Genomic DNA, 21,900 nt, shown 5'->3' on the forward strand with positions numbered 1-21,900 from the left:
ATGAAAGTGGGATGCAATAGGTGGAGGCTGCTTCTGTCCTTGATCATCTTATGTACTGCGCTGCTGCCTGCGACAGCGGAAGCGGCAGTGAAATATTCCACCTTTACCAAGGATAATAATCAAAATCTCATATGGCTTCAACCGGCATACTATCCTATCGGGGTGATCGGACAGGATCTGTATGTAACCGATCCTAATAATGCAGAAGTGAAGACCAAATCGTCAATGCAAACACCTAAGGATATTTTTATCGATAACAAGAATGAGATTTACATCGCGGATACAGGCAACAACCGGATCGTTCATATGAATGAGAAGGGACAACTGATTCGTTATCTTACAGTACCGGAAAGCCCACTTGTGAAGCCTGAAGGCGTATTTGTAACTATGGACGGAGATATCTACATTGCGGATACGGGAAATAAAAGAGTGGTTGAGCTGGACTCTAATGGAAAACTGAAAAAAGAATTTAAACGACCGGATTCGCGCTTCATTCCGGATACATTCGTATTTGATCCCTCTAAAGTGATGGTTGACGAACGGGGGTTTCTCTACATAGCGGTACATGGTGGTTATGAAGGATTGGTGCTGCTCGATCCTATGGGTAAGTTTCAGGGATTTTTCGGTGCGAATAAAACAGCCCTCTCGGCATTGGACGCTATGAAGCGTTGGTTGTACACAAAGGAAATGTATGCCAACGAAGTAGCCAAAAAGCCGGAGACGATCAACAGCGTCGCAACAGATAAAAACGGCTATATTTATACGGTGACCGGCGGGACGGCAAAGAGCGACCAATTAAAGAAATTAAACATTAAAGGGGAGAATTTGCTGCGCAGCTCCCAGAAAGCATTTGGAGAATACCGGTCCATCGATGCAGCAGCGTCCCCTTCTGCCAAAGGCTTTGTCAATACGCCGCAGCTGAACGATGTGGCCGTAGACCAGGTTGGCAACATGATCGTAGTCGATCAGCAGTTTAAATATATAAGCCACTATGATGCTTCCGGTAATCTGCTCTACTTCTGGGGAGGCCCTTCAGCGGTCGGTTCCTCTCAAGTAGGTCTTTTGAAAAGTCCAGTGGCATTAGACGTGAATTCAAGAAATGAACTGTTCGTTCTCGATGATCAAGAAAATATCGTTCAAGTGTTTCGTTTATCCGAATTTGGACAAAAGGTCAACCAAGCCAATCAGCAAACGCTTGCAGGCTATTATGAAGCCAGTGAAAAACCTTGGCAGGATGTGCTTCGCATGAATGCCCAGTTTACTCCGGCCATATTAGGACTGGCTAAAGCCGCTTATAAAAAGGAACGGTTCGAAGAGGCAAAAAACTTGTTCAAGGAAGCAGGAGATCACGAAGGTTACTCGGAAGCATTTTGGCAAATCCGAATGAAATTTTTCCAAAAGTATTTTTCCTGGATAGCCAGTATCGTTTTCTTCGGAGCTATTTTGTTTGTCATTATCGATAAATGGACGGCCAAAAGCAAGCTTCGCAATAAGCTGCGCGGCAGACGCAGATCGCAAAACCACTTCATTCAGAATCTGAAGCATGCGATATATATTCTGAAGCATCCTGTCGATGGATTTACGGCTGTTCGCTATGAGGGCAAAGGCAGCTATGTAACTGCCATTCTCATCATGCTGGGCGTATATTTAGCCTTGGTATTCAAGGAATACTTTACGAGTTTCTCATTTAATATGGCAACACGGGTTGATGTCTACTCGATATTCACTCAGTTTTTTATTGTATGGATTACATGGATTATTGCGAATTATCTCGTCAGTTCCATCTACAGGGGTGAGGGACGCTTCAGGGATATCTTTATCGGCAGTGCTTACGCGCTGTTCCCATACATTATTGTGGGAATTCCGTTAGCTATCCTCTCGAATGTGATGACGTTATCCGAATCGTCCATTTATAATTTTATAGCTGATGGAATCGTAGTATGGATCGGCCTGTTGATGTTTTGGAAAATTCAGTGGGTACACAACTATAGTGTCGGCGAGTGTGTTCTCAATATTTTTCTAACCTTCTGTACAATGATCGTTATAGGAGTATTAATTTTTATTACAACTGGTTTGACGAATGATTTGGCTTCATTAATTTATGAAATGGTTCAGGAGGTGCTATTGAGATGATTGGGCTCAGCAAAATAAATAAATCTACTGTCATCGTGACCGTTCTGATCTTGGCCGCCGTCCTGATTTTTGCTACAAATGTGAAATTTGAATTGCGCGCAGAGAAGAAGGGACTTTCTGCTTTGCCACAGCAGGAAGAATCGGCGCCTTCTCAAAAAGGGGCAGTTGCCCAGCTTCCCAAAGACAGTGATTTCAAAAGCATGGCGGAAACCGGTATTTTGCGTTTAAAGGTGGATGATAAGACAGGTCACTTCATGGTGGAAGACAAACGGAATAATAATGTATACCGTTCATATCCGAATCCGGAGTTTTGGGCGCAGGAGAAGATTTCAGAGAACTGGAAAAAGCATCTGGCTTCGCCGCTTATGGTTCAATACGTCGATTTTTCGAAAAGCATATTGCAGCCTAAGGAAACGAATATTGGGGCTGAAGGAGGAAAGGTGAAGGAAGTCCAAGCGATTCCTGGAGGCTTTTCTTTGACCTATGAGTTGCCTGAATCCGGCTTCACCATCCCTATTGAAGTCAAAATTGAACAAGACTATATTGAGACTAAAATTGTGAGAGAAGGCATCAAGGAAACGAAAATGGGTCTTGTCTGGGTAAGGTTGTTTCCATTCTTCGGTGCCGAATATTCCGCGGGACAAGACGGATACATGTTCATACCGGATGGCGCAGGAGCTTTAATCCACTTTAAGGATAACCAGCTGAATGTCAATAAGCTGTATGATGAAAGCGTATACGGTCCTGATAATACATTCGCCGGATTAAGCAATAATCGGAACAAAATCATCATGCCTGTATTCGGGATGAAAACGGGCTCCAAAGGATTCCTTGCCGTACTTCAGGATGGTGAAGAATATGCCAATATCGTGGCCGCTCCATCAGGAGTATTAAGTAATTACAATTGGGTCACGACGACCATGAACTTCCGTTCCAGCTTCCTCCAGTTTACAAGCAGAAACTCACCTGACGAATGGGGCTTTATCGATTATAACAAGAATGAATTGTTCGGCAGCGACCGAGTCGTGCGCTATTACATTCTGGACCGTCAACAGACGGATTATGTAGGTATGGCCCAAAAATATCGTGAATATTTGATGAAAGATAAAGGAGTAAAACCTGTCGAGGCAAAAAATACGAATATACCTATGCACGTTGATGTCATTGGAGGCGACAGCGAAAAAGGTCTCGTCACGGATCGTTATATTAACTTGACTAACACAAATGACGTAACCCAAATGATGAATTCGTTGTCTGATAAGGGAGTAGGCAACATGTCGATTACATATATGGGTTGGCAGCAGAACGGTTATAGTGCTTTTGGTCAATCGTTGCCGGTGGATAAGCGTATTGGCGGTGATAAAGGAATGAAATCACTTATAGATAATGCGCATAGTAAAGGGTTTCCGATTTATTTGGACACCGAATATGGTCTTAACAACACGGGTGCGGGAGGATTCGATGAAAAGTTCAATGCCGTAGTTAATCTTGCCGGCCGCAAGCTTACGCTGAATTCATTGTATAACAACTCACGTGTACCAGTGGTTAGCGATAAATTTGTTGAAGAAGCGGTCAAGAAGGATTTGAACAAATATAAGGAGCTGGGCGTTGATGGACTTGCCGTTAACCGGATCGGGCAAAGGCTGTTCAGTGACTATAATACGTCTTATGGCTCCCATCGGGACGAAGCCAGAGATGTTCAGGAACGTGTATTAAAGAACATCAAGGAAGTATTGGGCGGGGTGCAGGGGAATAAATCCAGCTTTTTCGCATTGCCTAATGTCAATCATATCCAAAATTTGGTATATGACCATTCCTATGATTTATTTACAGATGAAGCGGTTCCGTTTGCACAGATTGCCGCTCATGGCCTAATAACCTATTCGTCGGAATATGCGAACAACAGGCAGGAGGATATCAACGATTTCTTGCGAGACATCGAATACGGTGCAATACCTTCCTTCATATTTAGCCGGGCCGAGACCAAAGAGTTCGTGAATGCTTATGGCATCAGATATTACAATACCCATTTTACGAATTGGGAGTCCTTTGCTGTCGAGCAGTATAAGCGGTACAACGAAGCACTAGGGGACGTGCAAAATCAGTTCATTATGGACCATAAAACATTGGCTCCTAATGTTAAGGAAACCTCATATGCCAACGGGAAACGGATTATCGTCAATTATAGCCTGAACCCATATCAAGATGGAAATACTGTAGTTCCAGCACAAAATTTTGCAGTGATTCGAGGAGGGGCAAACCGATGAAAACCAAAATGCGAATGCGCGCATCCCTTATCGAATATGTGGAGGGTACGATTTTCATAGCTCCATGGTTTATAGGTTTTCTGGTATTTATGGCTTTTCCAATAGGTTATTCCCTGTTTATGAGCTTTCAGAAGGTAACGATAACCGCTTCGAATACCACAACACAGTTCGTTGGTCTAACTCATTACCGGTATATATTGTTCGAAAACGGAGACAAACTTTATAACCAACTTTTACCGTTTCTAAGACAGGCGCTGTTTATGATTCCGATTATCGTCATCTTCGCTTTGCTAATCGCTATCATCTTGAATCAAAAGTTTACTGGAAGAACGTTTTTTCGCGCCATTTTCTTTCTTCCCGTCATCCTGTCGACAGGCGAGGTGGTTAAGGAGTTTCTGACACAGGGCGAAGGCGATGTTGGGTTCATGTCAAAGTACAATGTCTCTGGTCTTATTAAAGCTAATTTATCAGAGACATGGTCCGCACCGCTCATTGGTGTTCTTGACTCGTTCGTGCTGATTTTGTGGTACTCCGGGGTACAAATATTGATCTTCCTCGGAGGAAGACAAACGATTTCTAACTCGGCTTACGAGGCGGCGAGAATTGACGGAGCGGGACCATGGGAAACATTCTGGAAAATTACGCTTCCGGCCATGACTCCGTTTATATTCCTGAATATGATCTATACGGTTGTCGATCTTTTCACATTTCCAACCAATCCGATTTTGCAGAAGGTTAGAGACAGTGAGTACGGTGAGTACAGTGCTCTAATTTGGATCTACTTCATCATCATCAGCTTTTTCTTGGCCATCATTTTCTATATTTTTAGTAAAGCGACCAAGTCGCAAAGGGATTCTGCTTAGTGCCTAGATAAAACAACTGTTTAAGGGGTGAAGCTTGTGATCGGCTTAAGAACGAAGAAAGGCCAAGAGCCCGCACTGCTGTCTTGGTTATCCGATGTCAGATATAGGATCATCGGCAGAGAAGCGGATAAGGGATTGCTGTTCCGACTGTTCATTTATTTGATTTTGCTGGATACGGCTTATATTTATTTGAAGCCTGTACTCCATATGGTGACCACCATGGTCAAAAATGCCGATGATCTGCTAGATCCTGCAGTGAACTGGTTTCCAAGGATCGTGTACCTTGGAAACCTACAGGATGCCTGGGAGTGGCTCAAATATCCGAAGGCCCTCAGTATCAGCTTGATGCTTGCGCTTTCCGTTGCCATATTTCAGACGCTGTCATGTGCTGTTACTGGCTATGCTTTTGCCAGATTGAGAGTGCCATTCAAAAACTTGATGTTTTTCTTCCTGCTGCTGACCTTTATTGTGCCGATGCAGGTCACGATCTTGCCGAATATTATTTATGCCAGAGAGCTAGGACTGCTAAATACGATTTATCCGATCATCGTTCCAGCTTTTTTTGGTCTTGGTTTGAAGGGGGCGCTGTTCGTCATCATCTATCGCCAGTTTTTCTCCACCCAACCGAAGGAGCTGGAGGAAGCAGCGCGAATTGATGGGGCTAGTGTGTACAAAATTTTTTATAAAGTGATGATGCCACTCGCAAAACCGGCGATATTGGTCGTATTTCTGTTTTCCTTCATCTGGACATGGAACGACTTTTACTTGCCGAGCATGTACTTGGCAGACATCGAAACCGCGCCTTTATCCATGGGTATTTCTCGAATCGCATCAGCGCTTAAGCAGCAGGCGGAGGTATATGGACCTTCGGTAACTGATGAGTCCATTCGCATGGCGACAACATTCCTGATGATCATCCCTCCGATGATCCTGTATACGTTCACTCAGCGATGGTTTATTGAAGGCGTGGAAAGAACCGGCTTGGTAGAATAGGCATTAATTTAAAATGAAATGGGGATTAAGCAGATGAAGCGTTTGTTTGCTTTGCTTATTGCGGTGGTTATGGCGGGCTCTTTAATAGCCTGCTCCACACAGAGCGGTACGGGGAGTGCACAAGTTAGTGCTAATGCAGGGGCGAATGCTAAGAAGGTGCTTTTGATCCGGAAAAAAGAAGGTGGGGGAGATCCCTTCATTATCAGCCACTTGAAAAAACAGGGTTATCAGGTTATGGACATAGTGGACGTTGATTTCACTGTAGAGAAGGCTAAGGGCTATGGAGTGATTTACGTCAGCGAATCCGTTAACTCCTCTAAAATCGATACGAAGCTCAAAAGCTCTTCTGTTCCTTTTGTTGTAGCCAAAAATCAAATTGCAAGTGAGGCTGGTTTGGTCGGGATGCAGCAATTCGGTCAAGTAGAAGGAGTTAAAACGATCAACATTCTCGACAGTAAGCACCCGCTTGCAGCTGGGTTGAAGGATACTGTTGCGATATACAAGGAGGACGGTAAAATCTCATACGGTCTCCATCCTGGTAAGGAAGCAGTAACGATCGCAGAATATCCTGTCAGTGGCGATAATAAAAAGGTAACGATTTTTGGTTACGAAAAAGGATCCAAAAACATTAATAATGAGGTTGTTCCTGCGAGGCAAGTTTATTTCTCGATGCCTACAGGAGAAGAAAATAAGTTGACTGACAACGGTTGGAAGCTCTTTGACGCGGCAATGGAATGGGCTGCTGCCAACGGTGGGAAGTAAAAGTTGCCATCCAACACAATTATAGGAGGTAAATGTGTGAAACGATTATTTGGAATGATTGCGGCGATGACCATGGTCATCACTCTAATGGCTTGCAATGCTTCTCCATCCGGATCACCTGATGCGGGGAAGAATGCCGGTAACAAAGTTCTATTCGTTGGAAAAGACAGCGGTGGAGACGCTATTACAATTAAACGGTTGAAAGAAGTGCATGGCATGGATGTTACGGTTGTAATCGACAAAGAGCTTACGACAGATCATGCTAAAGGGCAATTGTTAATATATGTTAGTGAATCCGTTAATTCCGGTAAAATACAGGATAAATTCGTGAATGTTCCTGTGCCCGTCATTTATGCCGAGCCCCAGTCGACAAGCGATACGGGGATGACGGATACCGAGGCATATGGGGCACTGGTGGGAGCGAATGCAGCCAAAACGATTCAAATAAAGGACAGTAAGCATCAGTTGGCGGCTGGGTTACAGGATATGGTGGATGTATACAAGGACAATGGGAAGATGGGTTACGCGATTCCGGGTAAAGAAGCTATCGTTATAGCTACGGTGCCTAATGAGGAGCAGAAATCGACCATTTTTGCTTATGACAAAGGCGCCAAAAATGTGAAGGGGAATACCGTAGCAGCACGCGAGGTCTACTTTTACATGTTTAACGGGGAAGAGATAAATCAGACCGAGGCTGGATGGAAGTTGTTCGATGCATCAGTAAAATGGGCATTAGGGAAACAGTAACTCCTAAGAAGGAGGAAATGGCCGGATGAAACGAATTATAAGCATATTATCGATTATCGTGGTCGTAATGATGATAACGGCTTGTTCTTCTTCTGTGGTTTCACAAGAACCCGTTAATAAGAAAGCGTTGTTCGTCGGTAGAGAAGGCGGAGGGGATGCGCTGGCCGTTAAGCATTTGAAGGGACTTGGATACGAGGTTTACGTAACGGCAGACAAAGACCTTACCTCAGATCAAGCATTGCAGTATTCTTTGGTATTCGTCAGTTCCACGGTTAACTCAGGCAAGGTAGGTAACAAACTCAAAAATTCTCCAGTGCCTGTCATTTATGCTGAAGCTCAGAATATGGGCGATGTGGATCTGTCAGGTAAGGAGTCGGATGTGGATCAAGGGGATTTTACCGGCAAGACCATCGTGATCAAAAAGGCCGACCATCCGATGGCTGCAGGATTAAACGGTAATGTAAATGTCTATCAGTCGGAGGGCAAGATCGGTTTCATTGTTCCAGCGAAAGATGGTATTGTTATTGCCTCTGCGCCCGACGATGAGAGAAGGGCGGTCATTTGCGCTTTCGATAAAGGGTCAAAGACGTTAAGCAACGAACTTGTTCCAGCAAGGCAAGTGTACTTTTATTTGGTTGGCGGGGAAGAAATTAATCAAACCGATGACGGGTGGAAGCTGTTCGATGCAGCCGTCCAATGGGCAACAGGGAATAAGTAAGGTATATAAATGACGTGCTACGCTAAGGCTTCTTCGCTCAGAAGAGGCCTTTATTATTTTAGGAAGCATCAACACTTGAGTTAACATTAGGGTGAAAAAGATGAAACAAATAACCTATAAAAATGAAATCTCCCCCAATGAATGCATTTACATTTCGTAATAAAGTAAGAGTACATCCTATCAGTCGATTGACGTTGGCCAACTATGATTCATTTTCAAAGCGTTTTCAAGGTGAATCAATCTTTGTGAGGAGGAGAGTTCTTTATAACGGCCAAAGACTTCAACAAGGGGAGGTCGATCCTATTATTTTAATATTAAGAAATCCAAAAGGGTTATTCCTAAGTTCATATAATGCCTAAATGAAAAGGAGGCTCAACCAAAGTATGAAAAAGATAATGAAATCTTCATTAGCGATACTTTCAACCGTATCTTTGTTAGCAGGCTGTACGAGTTCGCCTGCCAATCCTGTGGATGAACCACAGGCGAATAAAACGCCTCAATCCTCACCCAATGAATTGTTCATCTACACTGTTTATCCTGCTTTTTATGCAAAAGAAGAAGTGTTTGACAAGCAAATTGGTCAATATTTGAAGAAAAAGTTTCCGGATATGACCATTAAACACGTTCATTGGGATAAGGGAAGAGAGTATAAGGATTTAATCGCTGCTGGGACCATTCCTGATATCATTATCGATAACGCACGTATGAATCTCCAAAGATATATTCTCAAAAATGACCTTCAGTACGATATGACTGACCTTATCAAAAAGTACAATTTCGATACGAGCAAGCTGAATCCGGCTGCGATGGCACAGATGAAGAATGTGACTCCCGAAGGGAAGATTTACGGTCTACCGTTCCAGTTAAGCGATTTGGTTCTCTTCTACAACAAAGATATTTTTGATAAATTCGGCGTCGATTATCCTAAGGATGGGATGACCTACGATGAAATCTATGAAATTGCCAAGAAGCTGACTCGTGTTGAAGGAGAAAATACATACAAGGGCTACCAGCAGCATCCAGGATTGTACATGACGTATAATCAGCGGTCTGCCTCTCCTCTTAGCTTGACGGAAGATAAGGCTGAGTTGAATACACCGGAGTGGAAGAAGCTGGTTGACAACTTGAGAAGGTTCTACGAAATTCCAGCCAACCAATTTACTTCCGTTGACGATTTCCCTAAAGGGAAAATGGCGATGAGCGTCCATGTATCAGAGAAAATAATCCAATGGTATGAGCAAAACAAAAACTTGAATTTCGATATCGCTTCTATGCCTTCTTTTAGCGATTTACCGAATACAAAAGCACAGCCTAACATGTATTCTGCGTATATCACGAAGCAATCCACCAAGAAAGATATGGCATTCCAAGCGATTTCGTATCTATTGTCCGAAGAAATGCAAACCGAGTTATCTAAAGAAGGCATTATCGGTCCACTGGAAAGTAAAACGGTACAAGAAGCGTTTGGGAAAAACTTACCGCAGATGCAGGGCAAACATACGCAAGCCATTTTCGCGAGCAAAAACGCTATGCCCCCTGCGGCGCGTGCTAACGGTCTGACTTATGTGGACGTACCAGCTCACATCGTCTTCCAGCCTTTAATTTTCGGTGAATCTAAAGATTCCGTTACGGCGCTTCGGATGGTCGAAGAATCTACAACGAAGGGGATTCAGACGGAGAAAGCAGCGAACAAATAGAGGAATGTATTAAATAGTGTAAAACCCGAATAATCAAACCTCCAGAAGAACTATGAAAGTGAGGCTGGAGGCTTTTGTTTGTTCAGAATGAACAAAAAACATAGGGGGAATAGGAAGCTATGAAGCGTTTTCTCATTTTATTCATCGTCGCCTTGATGGCTATTTCCATGATGGCGTGTGGGTCTTCGCAAAATAGTGCGGACTCCGGGACGCTGTCGACACCTTCACCTCAGAATTCACCGACACCATCACCTACGGCATCGCCGAAGCCAGTGGAAACCAAGGCTCCGGAAGCATCTCCTAAGCCAGATGATGTGAAAGCACCTGAGGAAACACCGAAGCCGGAGGAGTCGAAAGGGCCTGTAGAAACAGCAAAGCCAGCGGAAACGAAGGCACCGGCAGCAGAGACGCCAAAGCCGGCAGCAACCAAAGCGCCAGAAGAAACGGCTAAGGCAGCCGAACCAGCAGCTCCTGCACCAACTTCGGCTCCGGAAAAGGCTGAAGTATCTGCTAATGGAAAAAAACTATTGATGGTAGGAAGGGAAAACGCCCAGGAGGATACATTTGTCGCCAATAGATTGAAAGCACTTGGATTTAAGGTTACTGTTCTGGCGGACAGGGACTTCACCGTTGATGAAACGAAAGGTTTTGATTTAATCTATTTCAGCCAAACAACGAACTCCAAGATACTTAAGGAAGGTGTTATGAAAGAAGTTGCTATACCAACCGTGTATGTAAAAAGTCAAGCCATGTTTTATCTAGGGTTATCATCAATAGAAGAAAACGCCAATGTGTTCAATGTCAAATCTATCGATATAGTGGACAGTAAGCATAAAGTAGCGGGCGGCCTATCGGGTACAGTGGATATATATAAAGAAACAGGCTCTAAGATTGGAATAAGCTTTGGCCAACCGGGCAAGGAAGCCAAAGTAATTGCTACAGCGCCGGGAGATAAAACAAAAGCAGCGATTTATTACTATGATAAAGGTACTAAAGCGGATAACGGTTATGAAGTTAAAGCTCGTGTATCGTTCTTTTATTTAAATAACGGTATGCAAGAAAACACAACAGATAACGGTTGGAAGCTTTTGGATAATATTACTTTATGGACACTGCACAACGAATAAACTGGAAACGGCAATAGGGAGGATTTTAAAAGATCATGAACAAAATAGGATTGAGAACTGCATTATTTACTACTTCGATAGCCATGTTGGCAGGATGTACGTCATTACCTGTAGGTGAAGAACAACCGACTACACCTAAATCTTCACCCAACGAGTTATTCATTTACACGGTATATCCTGCATTTTATGCAAAGGAAGAAAACTTCGATAAGCAAATTGGACAATTTTTGAAAAAGAAGTTTCCGGATGTGACCATCAAGCACGTACACTGGGATAAAGGCCGTGAGTATAAAGATTTGATTGCCGCAGGTACGGTTCCAGACATCATTATCGATAACACTCGTATGAATGTGCAGAGATATATTTTTGACAACGATCTGCAATATGACATCGGAGATTTAATTAAAAAATATAACTTCGATACGAGCAAATTGAACCCGGCCCATGTGGCTCAGATGAAGAATCTTTCGCCAGAAGGTACTTTATATGGGCTGCCGTTCAATAATAATGATTTCCTTCTGTTCTACAACAAGGATATCTTCGATAAATTTGGTGTGGATTATCCGAAGGATGGCATGACGTATGATGAGATTTATGAGCTCGCAAAGAAATTGACCCGTGTTGAAGGAGAGACGACCTATAAAGGTTTCTCACAAAACCCTGGACACTATATGAACTACAATCAGCTTTCTCTGTCGCCGCTTAGCTTGAAGGAAGATAAAGCAAGCTTGAATACTCCGGAATGGAAAAAAATCGTAGACAATATGAGACGCTTCTACGATATTCCTGCTAATCAATTCGATACGGTCGAAGTGTTCGCATCGAAAGGAAATATCGCCATGGCTGTCGCAACCGTAGATCATCTTGTTTCATTCCATGAGCAAAATAAAAACTTGAACTTCGATGTCGTTTCCGTTCCGTCTTTCAGCGAATCACCGAATACGAGATATCAACCTAACTTGTATTCGATGTATCTCACTAAACAATCCACGAAGAAGGATCTTGCCTTCCAGGCAATGGCCGCCATTCTTTCTGAGGAGCATCAAGTTGATTTGGCTAAGGAAGGTGTTATCGTTCCTATGGAGTCCAAAGCGGTGCAAGAGGCATTTGGACAAAACCTGCCGCAAATGCGTGGGAAGAACACGAAAGCGATCTTTAATGGCAAAACAGCCATGCCTCCGGCAGCACGTGGTGCAGGTCTTCTCTGGTATGATGTCCCAATGCAAAATGTTTTCGCTCCTCTAATTTTCAAAGAATCCAAAGACTCTGTAACGGCATTGCGGATGATTGAAGAGCAATCTACTAAAGCGATCGAAACCAATAAGGCTGCCAAGACAGAGCTCGAGAAGGCAGCGAAAAAATAATCCATCACTACCCTAAAAGGCATCCTCATTTAGTAGAACATTACATTGAGGACTGCCTTTTCTTTTTAAAAAGGAGGCTTTTTAACTATGAAGAAAGCTTTAACGAAATCGGTGCTAGTTGTGTCTGCATTCTTTTTGATTGCAGGCTGCAAGTCAACTGCTGTTGGAACCATTGAAACGGTGACCCCTTCTTCTTCGGATAATGAACTGTTGATTTACACGGTATGGCCTGCTTCTTATGTCAAGGAAGAAATATTCCAAAGGCAGATTGGCCAACCGCTTCAAAAGAAGTTTCCAGATCTGAAAATTAAGCATATACACTGGGATAATCCGGGCCGGCAGTATAAGGATTTGATTGCGGCAGGTACCATTCCCGATATCATTATGGATGATTCCCACTTGAATTTAAATCGGTACATCATCGACAACGACCTTCAATACGACATGAGAGAGCTGATCAAAAAGTATAATTTCGATACCGATAAGCTGAATAAGCCATCGATGGATAGAATGAAGAATATTACCAAGGAAGGGGCTATTTATGGTCTTCCATTTCAGATTGGGGATTATATCCTCTTTTATAATAAAGATATATTCGATAAATTCGGCGTGGACTATCCGAAAGATGGGATGACTTACGACGAGGCTTATGAATTAGCCAAGAAGCTGACTCGCGTGGATGGAGAAATAACGTATAAAGGATATTCTCAAAATCCAGGCCACTATATGAACTATAACCAGCTATCTTTGAATCCTTTGCACTCGACGGAGAACAAGGCGAACTTGAGTACGGACGGGTGGAAGAAGCTAGTTGACAATATGAGGCGCTTTTATGAAATTCCAGCCAACCAATTTGATACGGTAGAAAATTTCTCTAAGGGCAACATCGCCATGGCTATAGCTTCTTCAGATCGAATTGTGAAGTTCTATGAAGACAACAAGAATTTGAATTTCGATATAGCTTCGGTTCCTTTTTTCAACGAGTTACCAGACACGCGTTACCAGCCAAATGTAAATTCGATTTATATTACGAAACAATCTACTAAGAAAGATCAAGCTTTCCAGGTAATTTCTTATTTGCTTAGTGAAGAAGCCCAAATCGAGCTGTCTAAAGAAGGGATTGTTGGGTCTCTGCAAACTCAGGCAGTAAAAGAAGCATTCGGTAAAAATTTACCACAAATGAAGGGGAAGCATACCGAGTCCATTTTTTACGGTAAGTATGCTGACGCCACACCCGCTCGTGCACCGGGGTTAACTTATCATCTTGTTAATACACAAGGTGTGTTCGCACCATTGATCTTCCTGGAATCCAAGGACACGGTTACAGCGCTGAGAATGACGGAGGAGAGGGAGACCAAAGCGATATTAGCTGAGAAAGCAGCTAAGGATGAGCTTAATAAAGCAGCCAACAAGTAAGCATTTGTATCTATCAAGGAACAATAAACCTATAATCATGCGATTAAGCGCCTATAATGTATTCGTCGTTTCGTATTATTTTTAAAGAGTACACAATTCATTATTGAACAATACGCTGTTGTGGAGGTGTCGTCCGGACAAACATCAGGATCAAGTTAAGAATGTTGTCAATTGCCATCATTAAAATTGGGAAGGTGCGTTGAATGAAAAAATTATTCTCTTCTTTATTATGTCTCCTCCTTTTGTCGTTAACTGTACTACCGTTTGCTTTTGCAGCAACTGCTGACACTCCTTCAGCTGTCAAAAGTGTAGATGATTTCAAAGACTTGAAGGACCTTCCGCAAGATTTGAAAACCAAGTTCGATGAGTTGATCCGTGGAGGTGTGTTTAGCGGAGTAACTGATGATACATTCGGCTTGGAATCGAAGATGGATCGCGCACAATTCGCTAAGGTAGCTGCAATTATTTTTTCATTGCCCATGGATAAAACGCTTACAACTCCATCCTTTACCGATGTGAGTATGGATCATTGGTCGTTCTCCTATGTGGAGGCACTGAAAAAAGCAGGTCTTACGAACGGTTATGATTCGACAGGTACAACCTATAATCCGTCCGGTGAAGTATCCCGGCAGGAGCTTGCTACGTTTCTAATTCGTGGACTCGGGTTAGATGATGCTGCTAAGAAAGCCAACCCAGTGACAGATAGCACAGTGGATGATTGGGCGAAAGGCTATGTCGCTCTTGCCCTGGAGAAGAACATCCTGACGAAGCAGGATGATGGGACGTTCGGGGGCAAAGCATCTGCTACACGTAAGATGCTTGTACTTGCGAGCTATGAGTCGAAAAAGCTGTTTGAAGGAAAGGGTAGTTCTACACCAACACCTGCACCAACGACAACGCCTGAGCCAAAGAAGGAGAATCCGGCAACACCGGCAACGAATCCGGATACTTCATCATCAACGACTTCGAAAGTGTCTGCTAAGGGTAAGAAAGCGATCGTTACAAGTGACATTAGATCCGGCCAAACTACGTTGGCGGATGATGAGAAGCCTCTTATTAGCCGTTTACAATCGCTAGGCTTTGAAGTAAGCCGTTTGGCAAGCTCAAAAATAGCGCCTGAAGCTTTTGAAGGCTACGACCTTATCGTTATCGGTTCGTCAACAAACTCCAAGTATGTCAAGAAAAAGCTGAAAGATCTTCCTATACCGATTATTTACAACAAACTGATTTCTTTTGGGGATGCTGACTTCTCCTCCGTTTCAGAAAAAACAAATATCGATAAACAATTGAAAATTACGATTACAAATTCCGATCACCCTCTTGCGGCTGGTTTAAAGGGAGATGTGCAAATTTATTATGAACCGGATACTATCGGATATTCTAAGCCGAGCGCCGATGCTATCATTATCGCAACAGCCGCAGGCGATTCTTCCAAACCAGTTATTGCCGCTTATGAGAAAGGTTCGAAAAATATCCTGGGAGAACCTGTAGCTGCCCGTACCGTAACTTTCGGTTCAAATTCATCCTCCATGAAGGAAAATGCTACTAACGAATTGTGGAAGCTGTTCGACGCACAAGCATTGTGGGCCATCCAAAATCCATAAGATATTACTGAAGGACGAAACTCCAGCTTACGGGCTGGAGTTTTTTACATCCATCGGTAGATGAAACAAATAACCTATAAAAATGAAATAAATCCCCTAAATTCAGATAACGGTTTCATAGTAAGGTGGGGATAACAAAATTTCAAACGATTCCGTGTCATTTGCAGCCACGTGTGTCACTGGGGGATGGTTAAGATGTCAAAGCGGATTGCTAAATTTATCATTGTGATGTGTACCTCGGGTATGCTGATGTCCCTTACCGCATGCTCATTATTGCCGGTTGAAGAAGAAGAACTAGCCCCTCCACTTGTTGAGCCTGTCAAGGAAACGCTAAGTATCTTTGAGGCCAAACGTGCGGACATTGTGAAGCAAATTACCGGGGTTGCCACTTTTGCCTCGGATAAGACGGATTACCTGTATTACAAAACCTCCGCAGGGAAGCTGATATCGATAAACGTAAAGCTCGGAGATAGAGTGAATGCTGGCGATCTCATCGCATCCACGGAAACCGGCGAGCTGGAAACGAAGATACGCGTACAGGAAATTGCGATTGAAAAGGCAAAGATATCGCTGGTGCAGGAAGTAGCCGACAAAGGATCGGACAACCCATCCGTACAGCTCAAAATGCTAGATATGGAAAGTGCACAAATCCAGTTGAAATCACTGCAAACTCAGCTTGAAAATTCCAAACTTATAGCTAAGTCCGATGGTATCGTAACCTTCGTTGATTCTATTAAACCCGGAGAAGAGGTTGCTGCATACAAACAAATGGTGACGCTTTCCGATCCTACGCAGATGAAGCTTATCTATACGGCCGCAAGTCAGAATGATCTGGCAGGAGTAGAAATCAATATGGATGCTTCGGTGAAGATCAAAGACAAGACGTATACAGGGAGGGTCGTTCAAACCCCTATGACCGCCACACCGAGCGATAATAAAACCCTACAAGATAAAAACAATAAATCATTGGTTATCAATGTTGAAGGAGAATTGCCTGAAGAAATAACTATAGGTTCTCAAGCGGACATTACGGTCGTTACGGAAAAAAGAGAACAAGTCGTTGTCATACCGAGAGCCGGACTGCGCAGCTACATGGGGCGTGATTATGTACAGGTTCTGGATGGGGAAAGCCGCAAAGAGATTGATGTAGAGAAAGGGATTGTAGCTGCAACGGAAGTGGAAATACGCAAAGGAATAAGTGAGGGGCAGAAAATTATTCTTGCAAACTAGGAGGCTAAGAGCGTGGCAATATTTATCATGATCCTGCGCAAGATGATCAATAATAAATGGCTAGAGCTTAGTCTGCTGTTTGGATTGATATTGTCTGTGGCACTTACAAGCAGTATGCCTATTTATACTAATGCGATACTGCAAAGATTGCTTGTTCAAGAGCTGCAGCAGATGCAGACGAGCAGCAGTCAATATCCAGGGATTTATTGGCTGTCGGTGAATTTGCCTGCTGAGCAGGACAAGGATAAGAAAGTCAAGCTCTCGGAAACCGATGATTTTTTGAAAAGAATAGGAAACCGATTCGGTATTCCCGAGCAATACTATGTTCGCGAAAGATCCTCACAAAGATACAATGTTACGCCAGCCGAACCTGATAAAGTGGATATGAGCAGGCAACGTTCTGCAGATATTACTGCAATTGACGGTATTGAAGGCCATATAAAACTTGTAGACGGACATATGCCGGTTAAGGAACCTGTTGACGGGGTCTACGAAGCACTTGTCGTGCCCGAGGCTTTGACAGAATTGGGAATGGTGCTTAACACAGTCTTTGTAATCCAAGACGAAGATACGAATGAGGCGATACGAATTAAGCCCGTAGGCGTATTGGATCGTAAGGATTACACGGATGTGTTCTGGTATAACATTCCAAGCAGCTACAAGAACAGCTTTTTAATTGATTTTACATTGTTTGAAAAAAATTTCACTAACGGTGGCAAGCTCCATGTGCAGTCAAGCTATTGGTACTGGGCACTGGATTATAAAAAAATGAAACTAGTAACCGTCAACTCGTTCATTTCAACGCACTTTATGATCGACAAGCATATGGATGAGCGTTACGAAACGCATAATTATAACGCGCCGGCGTTAAAAACCCTTGGCAACTATTACGTTAAAGAAGCGAATCTGAAGATGATGCTCTGGTCGCTGAACGTGCCCGTGGTACTAATGCTTGGATTTTATTTGTACATGGTAGCCAATCTGATTACAGAGCGCCAGAAAACAGAAATTGCCGTTTTGAGAAGTCGCGGTGCGAGCCGTTTGCAGATCATTTTTGGTTATGTTATGGAGAGCTTGGTGTTGGGCTCCGTTGCCTTTTGTATTGGTCCGTATGTAGGTATGTATTTAACCAAAGTATTGGGTGCCTCCAGCGGGTTCCTAGAATTTGTACAGAGGGCAAAGCTGGATGTATCTCTAAATCAGGATGCATTCTTGTATGCTCTGATTGCTGTCGGAAGCTCATTAGTGATGACACTTATCCCTGTCTTTCTAGCTACAAAGGTTACGATTGTAGGGCATAAACAGCAGTCGGCACGCCAGGAGAAGAGTTCCTTTTGGCACATTTATTTTATCGACATCATCTTGATCGGCATTTCCTTGTATGGTTTATATACCTACAAAACACGAATAAAAGATCTACTGTCACTCGGCTTAAAATCAGGTGATTTGAAGGTGGATCCACTATTGTTTTTTATTCCTGCCATTTTCATATTGGGGATGGGACTACTTGTGCTTCGACTCTATCCATGGTTCATGAAACTAATCTACAGAATGGGTAGGCGATGGTGGTCTCCAGCACTGTATTTCACGTTAATCCAAGTCAGTCGATCAACCCTGCAGTATCAATTTATTATGGTATTTTTGATCATTACCATAGCCACCGGATTGTTTAGTGCCAGCGCTACCAGGACTATTAACAAAAACACAACGGATAAAATCCGGTATTCAGCCGGTGCGGATATTACGATGCAAATACGATGGGAAAATGATGCGCCTCCAGCTATATTGACAGGATTGTCAGTGGAGGAAGGAGGTGAGGAAGAAGAGGAAAACACGGATTTCGGGACTCCCGCTCCACACAAGACACAGTATACGGAGCCGTCCTTTCTCCCTTTCACCCAGCTTCCAGGTGTAGAGCATGCCGCCAAAGTATTCATTAAAAAAGATGCGACCTTTACTCGAAGTAAATCACAAGATACGGTCCAGCTTATGGGGATCGATACGAAGGAATTCGGTCAAACAAGCTGGATGCGCGCAGGGCTGCTCGATCATCACATGAATAATTATTTAAACTTAATAGCAGCCAAACCTTCGGCGGTATTAATATCGAAATCGATGGCAGAGGAGTACAATCTAAAGTCTGGAGATACTATAACACTTGGTTGGTCGGGTATAGAAGGAGCGCAGTTCACTGTGTACGGCATGGTTGATTACTGGCCGTCATGGAATCCTAACCCTGGAACTAACGACACGATAACCGTGTCCTCCAAAACAGGGACAGCGACAAAAGTAAAAAAACCAATGCTCGTAATCGGGCATTTGCCATATATCCAGAATAATTTGGCTTTGGAGCCATACGAGGTATGGCTGAAGCTGAAGCCGGATGCAAGCAGTCAAGCGGTATATAAAGCGGTTATGGACCACGGATATCAGATCGAAGCCCTAAGGGATGCGAAGCAAGAGCAGATTAAAGCGATTAAGGATCCATTCCAGATGGCTATAAACGGCGTCATGACCTTAGGTTTTTTAATATCGATAAGCATATGCTTTTTCGGTTTCCTCTTATATTGGGTGTTGTCACTTCACGCAAGAACGCTTCAGTTCGGTATTTTACGAGCAATGGGCATATCCTTCTTCCAACTGCTCGTGATACTGATAGGGGAACAAGTATTAATTTCTGGAGCAGCCATCGTTATCGGAATCTCTACAGGGGGTATTGCGAGTCAATTGTTCGTGCCATTATTCGAAATGTCTTTTGACCCGAAAACTCAGGTACCGCCTTTTAAAGTGACGTTTGATCCTCATGATCAGGTTCGGCTCTATTGGGTTGTTGCCGTAATGATAACGACCGGCTTGATCATCCTCTCACACATCGTCTCGCGAATCCGGATACATCAGGCTGTCAAGCTAGGTGAGGATTAACCACCAGCATCAATTTGGAAATTTTATTACAGAAAAGGAGAGTGCAAAGAATGAACACGAATGAGCTAAAACAAATTCCTGATACCCTTATGTTAGAGGAGCGAGCGGGACACGTTCTTGGAGCCATCATAGGTATGGCGGATGAGGATCATGGGTATATTCCATTTTTCGCAGCGAATTTAATGGAGCAACCGGCTTATTTAACGCATGGAGACTGGGATTACGGTTCAAGTCATGGACGATTAATCGATGCGCTCATCTTGGCCAGACATATGACCGGGGATGAAAGAGGGAGGGACATTGAGGCCAAATATCGGGAAAACTTCTTGGGCTTCTTTAAAGAAGACGGCCTAAGCTACCGGTTGAAAAATCCGAAAGCACCTTGGGAGCCAACTGCGAATTTAATTGATCAACGCGCGGTTATTCTCGCCTTAACTTCATGGTATATGTCGACCGGGGATCGCCAAATCAAGCAGGTTGCAGACAAACATGTAGCCGCACTCAAAAGAATTGCAATCAAAGAAAGAGATGTCTGGTATTACCCGGCATCTGAATACACCGTAAACGGTTGGCCTTCCGCCAATGCGGTTCAACTTAGGCTAGCACCAGATCCTGCTGCATTCAGCGGAAGACTGATCATGCCGCTTTTGAAATACTACGAATTGACGGGGAACTCCGATGCATATGAGCTATGTCAATATTTTACGGCATTAATCATTCGTCGCAGCGGAGTATTTAACCCAGATGGCAGCTTCAATGACTCTCTCGCTTATCGTAGCGGACATTTTCATACCCGAATCGGAACACTGGATGCATTAGCTCGTTATGCTTGGCACACCCGTGATGCCTCCATCACCCATTTTGTCAAGAAGAGCTATGATTGGGCTCTTACTTGGTCCACTGCTTTTGGATGGACTCCCGGAGACATACACGATCAGGCTTTTGAGCATGAAACATGCTCTTTAGTCGATCTAATTTCAACTGGGATTACTCTAGCTCTAAGTGGCTATACCGAGTATTGGGGCGTCGTTGAACGGTTCTTACGCAACCACTTGACCGAATCGCAGCTGCTTAACCTGGACTGGGTCGTTGATTCTGATAACAAGGCAAATGATGATGTTGGTTTAAAATCTTACTTTAAAGTGGCTAATAGGACGCGAGGTGCGTTTGCTGGGTATTCCGCTCCGAATGATTTTTGCTGCGATGTGAGTGGGGGCAGGGGGCATACAAGCGACTTGCAAACATGCTGCATCGGTTCGGGAACGCGAGGACTGTTTATGGGCTGGAGCAATACCATTACGGAACATAATGGCACGGTAAGCGTGAACTTTTTACTCAATCGTGGCTCTCGCTGGCTGGATGTAAGCAGCCATCTTCCGCATGAGGGCCGAGTAGATTTGGAAATTCATCAGAATGTGTCGAGGTTGTTGATTCGTATCCCTGAATGGGCTGGTTATGCGAAAGTATTGATTCGACGCGAGCAAGGAGGCACTGTGCGGACTCAAGCTGGGAGCGATCCAAGCATATGGGTAAATCAAAGATTTCTTAACTTGGGGGGAGCGCAAGAAGGCGAGAAAATTACTGTGACATTCCCAGTAAGCCAACGTCAGACGGTTGAAAAAGCGGTAGGTGAGGAGTTCATTACTCAGTGGCGTGGAGACGATGTGATTCATCTGAGTCCTGGAGGGACACATCATCCTTTTTACAATCATCGTCAAATAGGGAATCAAGCGCCTATGAAATCAGGACAATATCGCAGGCTGGAGAAGGAGTTCTATTGGTAATAAGCAAGATGTGGACAGCCGTCTGCTGCGAAAGGGCGGCTGTCTTCTTACTATAAGATTCAACGGTTCATTCAGGAAAACATATGCCTATAAATTAGCTGTTAATCCCCTATAACGCAAATTCGTTTTCATACTATTTTATTAATAACAGAAGGCACTCGTTATTAAAACGATGCTATGAAGCGATATGGAGTCATTGGGGGTGATCAGATTGAAGTCATGATTCATGTAGTCCAGAGGGATTTATAAAAATGGTTTCTAAATCAAAGAAGG

15 protein-coding genes are annotated in these 21,900 nt (G+C 43.6%); all 15 read left to right on the forward strand.

Translation table 11 applies throughout. From position 1 onward, the window contains the following. The 15 genes from BP97_RS0106270 (at position 1) to BP97_RS0106340 (ending at position 21,627) form a co-directional block, all read left to right on the forward strand. Positions 1-2,133: a YIP1 family protein gene (locus BP97_RS0106270; RefSeq protein WP_028548327.1), complete on the forward strand. Its 2,133-nt coding sequence runs from the start codon at positions 1-3 to the stop codon at positions 2,131-2,133. After that, the gene (locus tag BP97_RS0106275) at positions 2,130-4,400 is read left to right on the forward strand and encodes a DUF5696 domain-containing protein (RefSeq protein ID WP_028548328.1); all 2,271 of its coding nucleotides are present in this window, start codon (positions 2,130-2,132) and stop codon (positions 4,398-4,400) included. The genes BP97_RS0106270 and BP97_RS0106275 overlap by 4 nt, the downstream gene beginning before the upstream one ends. Further along, positions 4,397-5,263, forward strand: coding sequence for a carbohydrate ABC transporter permease (locus BP97_RS0106280; RefSeq protein ID WP_028548329.1), 867 nt, complete (start codon positions 4,397-4,399; stop codon positions 5,261-5,263). Before BP97_RS0106275 ends, BP97_RS0106280 begins: the two co-directional genes overlap by 4 nt. A gap of 27 nt (positions 5,264-5,290) precedes the next feature. Beyond that, entirely contained in the window at positions 5,291-6,256 is a 966-nt protein-coding gene (locus BP97_RS0106285) for a carbohydrate ABC transporter permease (protein WP_028548330.1), read from the forward strand. A gap of 33 nt (positions 6,257-6,289) precedes the next feature. Then, entirely contained in the window at positions 6,290-7,018 is a 729-nt protein-coding gene (locus tag BP97_RS0106290; protein ID WP_028548331.1) for a hypothetical protein, read from the forward strand. 36 nt (positions 7,019-7,054) lie between these two features. Continuing rightward, positions 7,055-7,765 carry a hypothetical protein gene (locus BP97_RS0106295; RefSeq protein WP_028548332.1) on the forward strand — a complete coding sequence of 237 codons (711 nt, stop codon included), beginning with the start codon at positions 7,055-7,057 and terminating at the stop codon, positions 7,763-7,765. A 25-nt stretch (positions 7,766-7,790) separates the two neighbouring features. Next, on the forward strand, positions 7,791-8,483 hold the full coding sequence (locus BP97_RS0106300; protein WP_028548333.1) for a hypothetical protein: 693 nt from the start codon (positions 7,791-7,793) through the stop codon (positions 8,481-8,483). A gap of 383 nt (positions 8,484-8,866) precedes the next feature. Beyond that, on the forward strand, positions 8,867-10,180 hold the full coding sequence (locus BP97_RS0106305) for an ABC transporter substrate-binding protein (RefSeq protein ID WP_051620409.1): 1,314 nt from the start codon (positions 8,867-8,869) through the stop codon (positions 10,178-10,180). Between the two features lie 119 nt (positions 10,181-10,299). Next, complete coding sequence (locus BP97_RS0106310; protein ID WP_028548335.1) at positions 10,300-11,307, forward strand: hypothetical protein; 1,008 nt, start codon at positions 10,300-10,302, stop codon at positions 11,305-11,307. 35 nt (positions 11,308-11,342) lie between these two features. Further along, complete coding sequence (locus BP97_RS0106315) at positions 11,343-12,671, forward strand: ABC transporter substrate-binding protein (RefSeq protein ID WP_028548336.1); 1,329 nt, start codon at positions 11,343-11,345, stop codon at positions 12,669-12,671. A gap of 87 nt (positions 12,672-12,758) precedes the next feature. Next, a complete protein-coding gene (locus BP97_RS0106320) occupies positions 12,759-14,087 on the forward strand; it encodes an ABC transporter substrate-binding protein (protein ID WP_028548337.1) in 1,329 nt (442 codons plus the stop codon). 203 nt (positions 14,088-14,290) lie between these two features. Next, the gene (locus BP97_RS0106325; protein ID WP_028548338.1) at positions 14,291-15,691 is read left to right on the forward strand and encodes an S-layer homology domain-containing protein; all 1,401 of its coding nucleotides are present in this window, start codon (positions 14,291-14,293) and stop codon (positions 15,689-15,691) included. Between the two features lie 195 nt (positions 15,692-15,886). Next, positions 15,887-16,921, forward strand: coding sequence for an efflux RND transporter periplasmic adaptor subunit (locus BP97_RS0106330; RefSeq protein ID WP_051620410.1), 1,035 nt, complete (start codon positions 15,887-15,889; stop codon positions 16,919-16,921). 12 nt (positions 16,922-16,933) lie between these two features. Beyond that, positions 16,934-19,843 (forward strand): ABC transporter permease, encoded by a 2,910-nt coding sequence (locus BP97_RS0106335; RefSeq protein ID WP_028548340.1) that lies wholly within the window; start codon positions 16,934-16,936, stop codon positions 19,841-19,843. 50 nt (positions 19,844-19,893) lie between these two features. Continuing rightward, positions 19,894-21,627: a glycoside hydrolase family protein gene (locus BP97_RS0106340; protein WP_028548341.1), complete on the forward strand. Its 1,734-nt coding sequence runs from the start codon at positions 19,894-19,896 to the stop codon at positions 21,625-21,627. The last annotated feature ends 273 nt before the right edge of the window (positions 21,628-21,900 follow it).

It is taken from the genome of Paenibacillus sp. UNC451MF, from assembly GCF_000686845.1.
In the GTDB taxonomy this organism is placed as follows: Bacteria; Bacillota; Bacilli; order Paenibacillales; family NBRC-103111; genus Paenibacillus_S.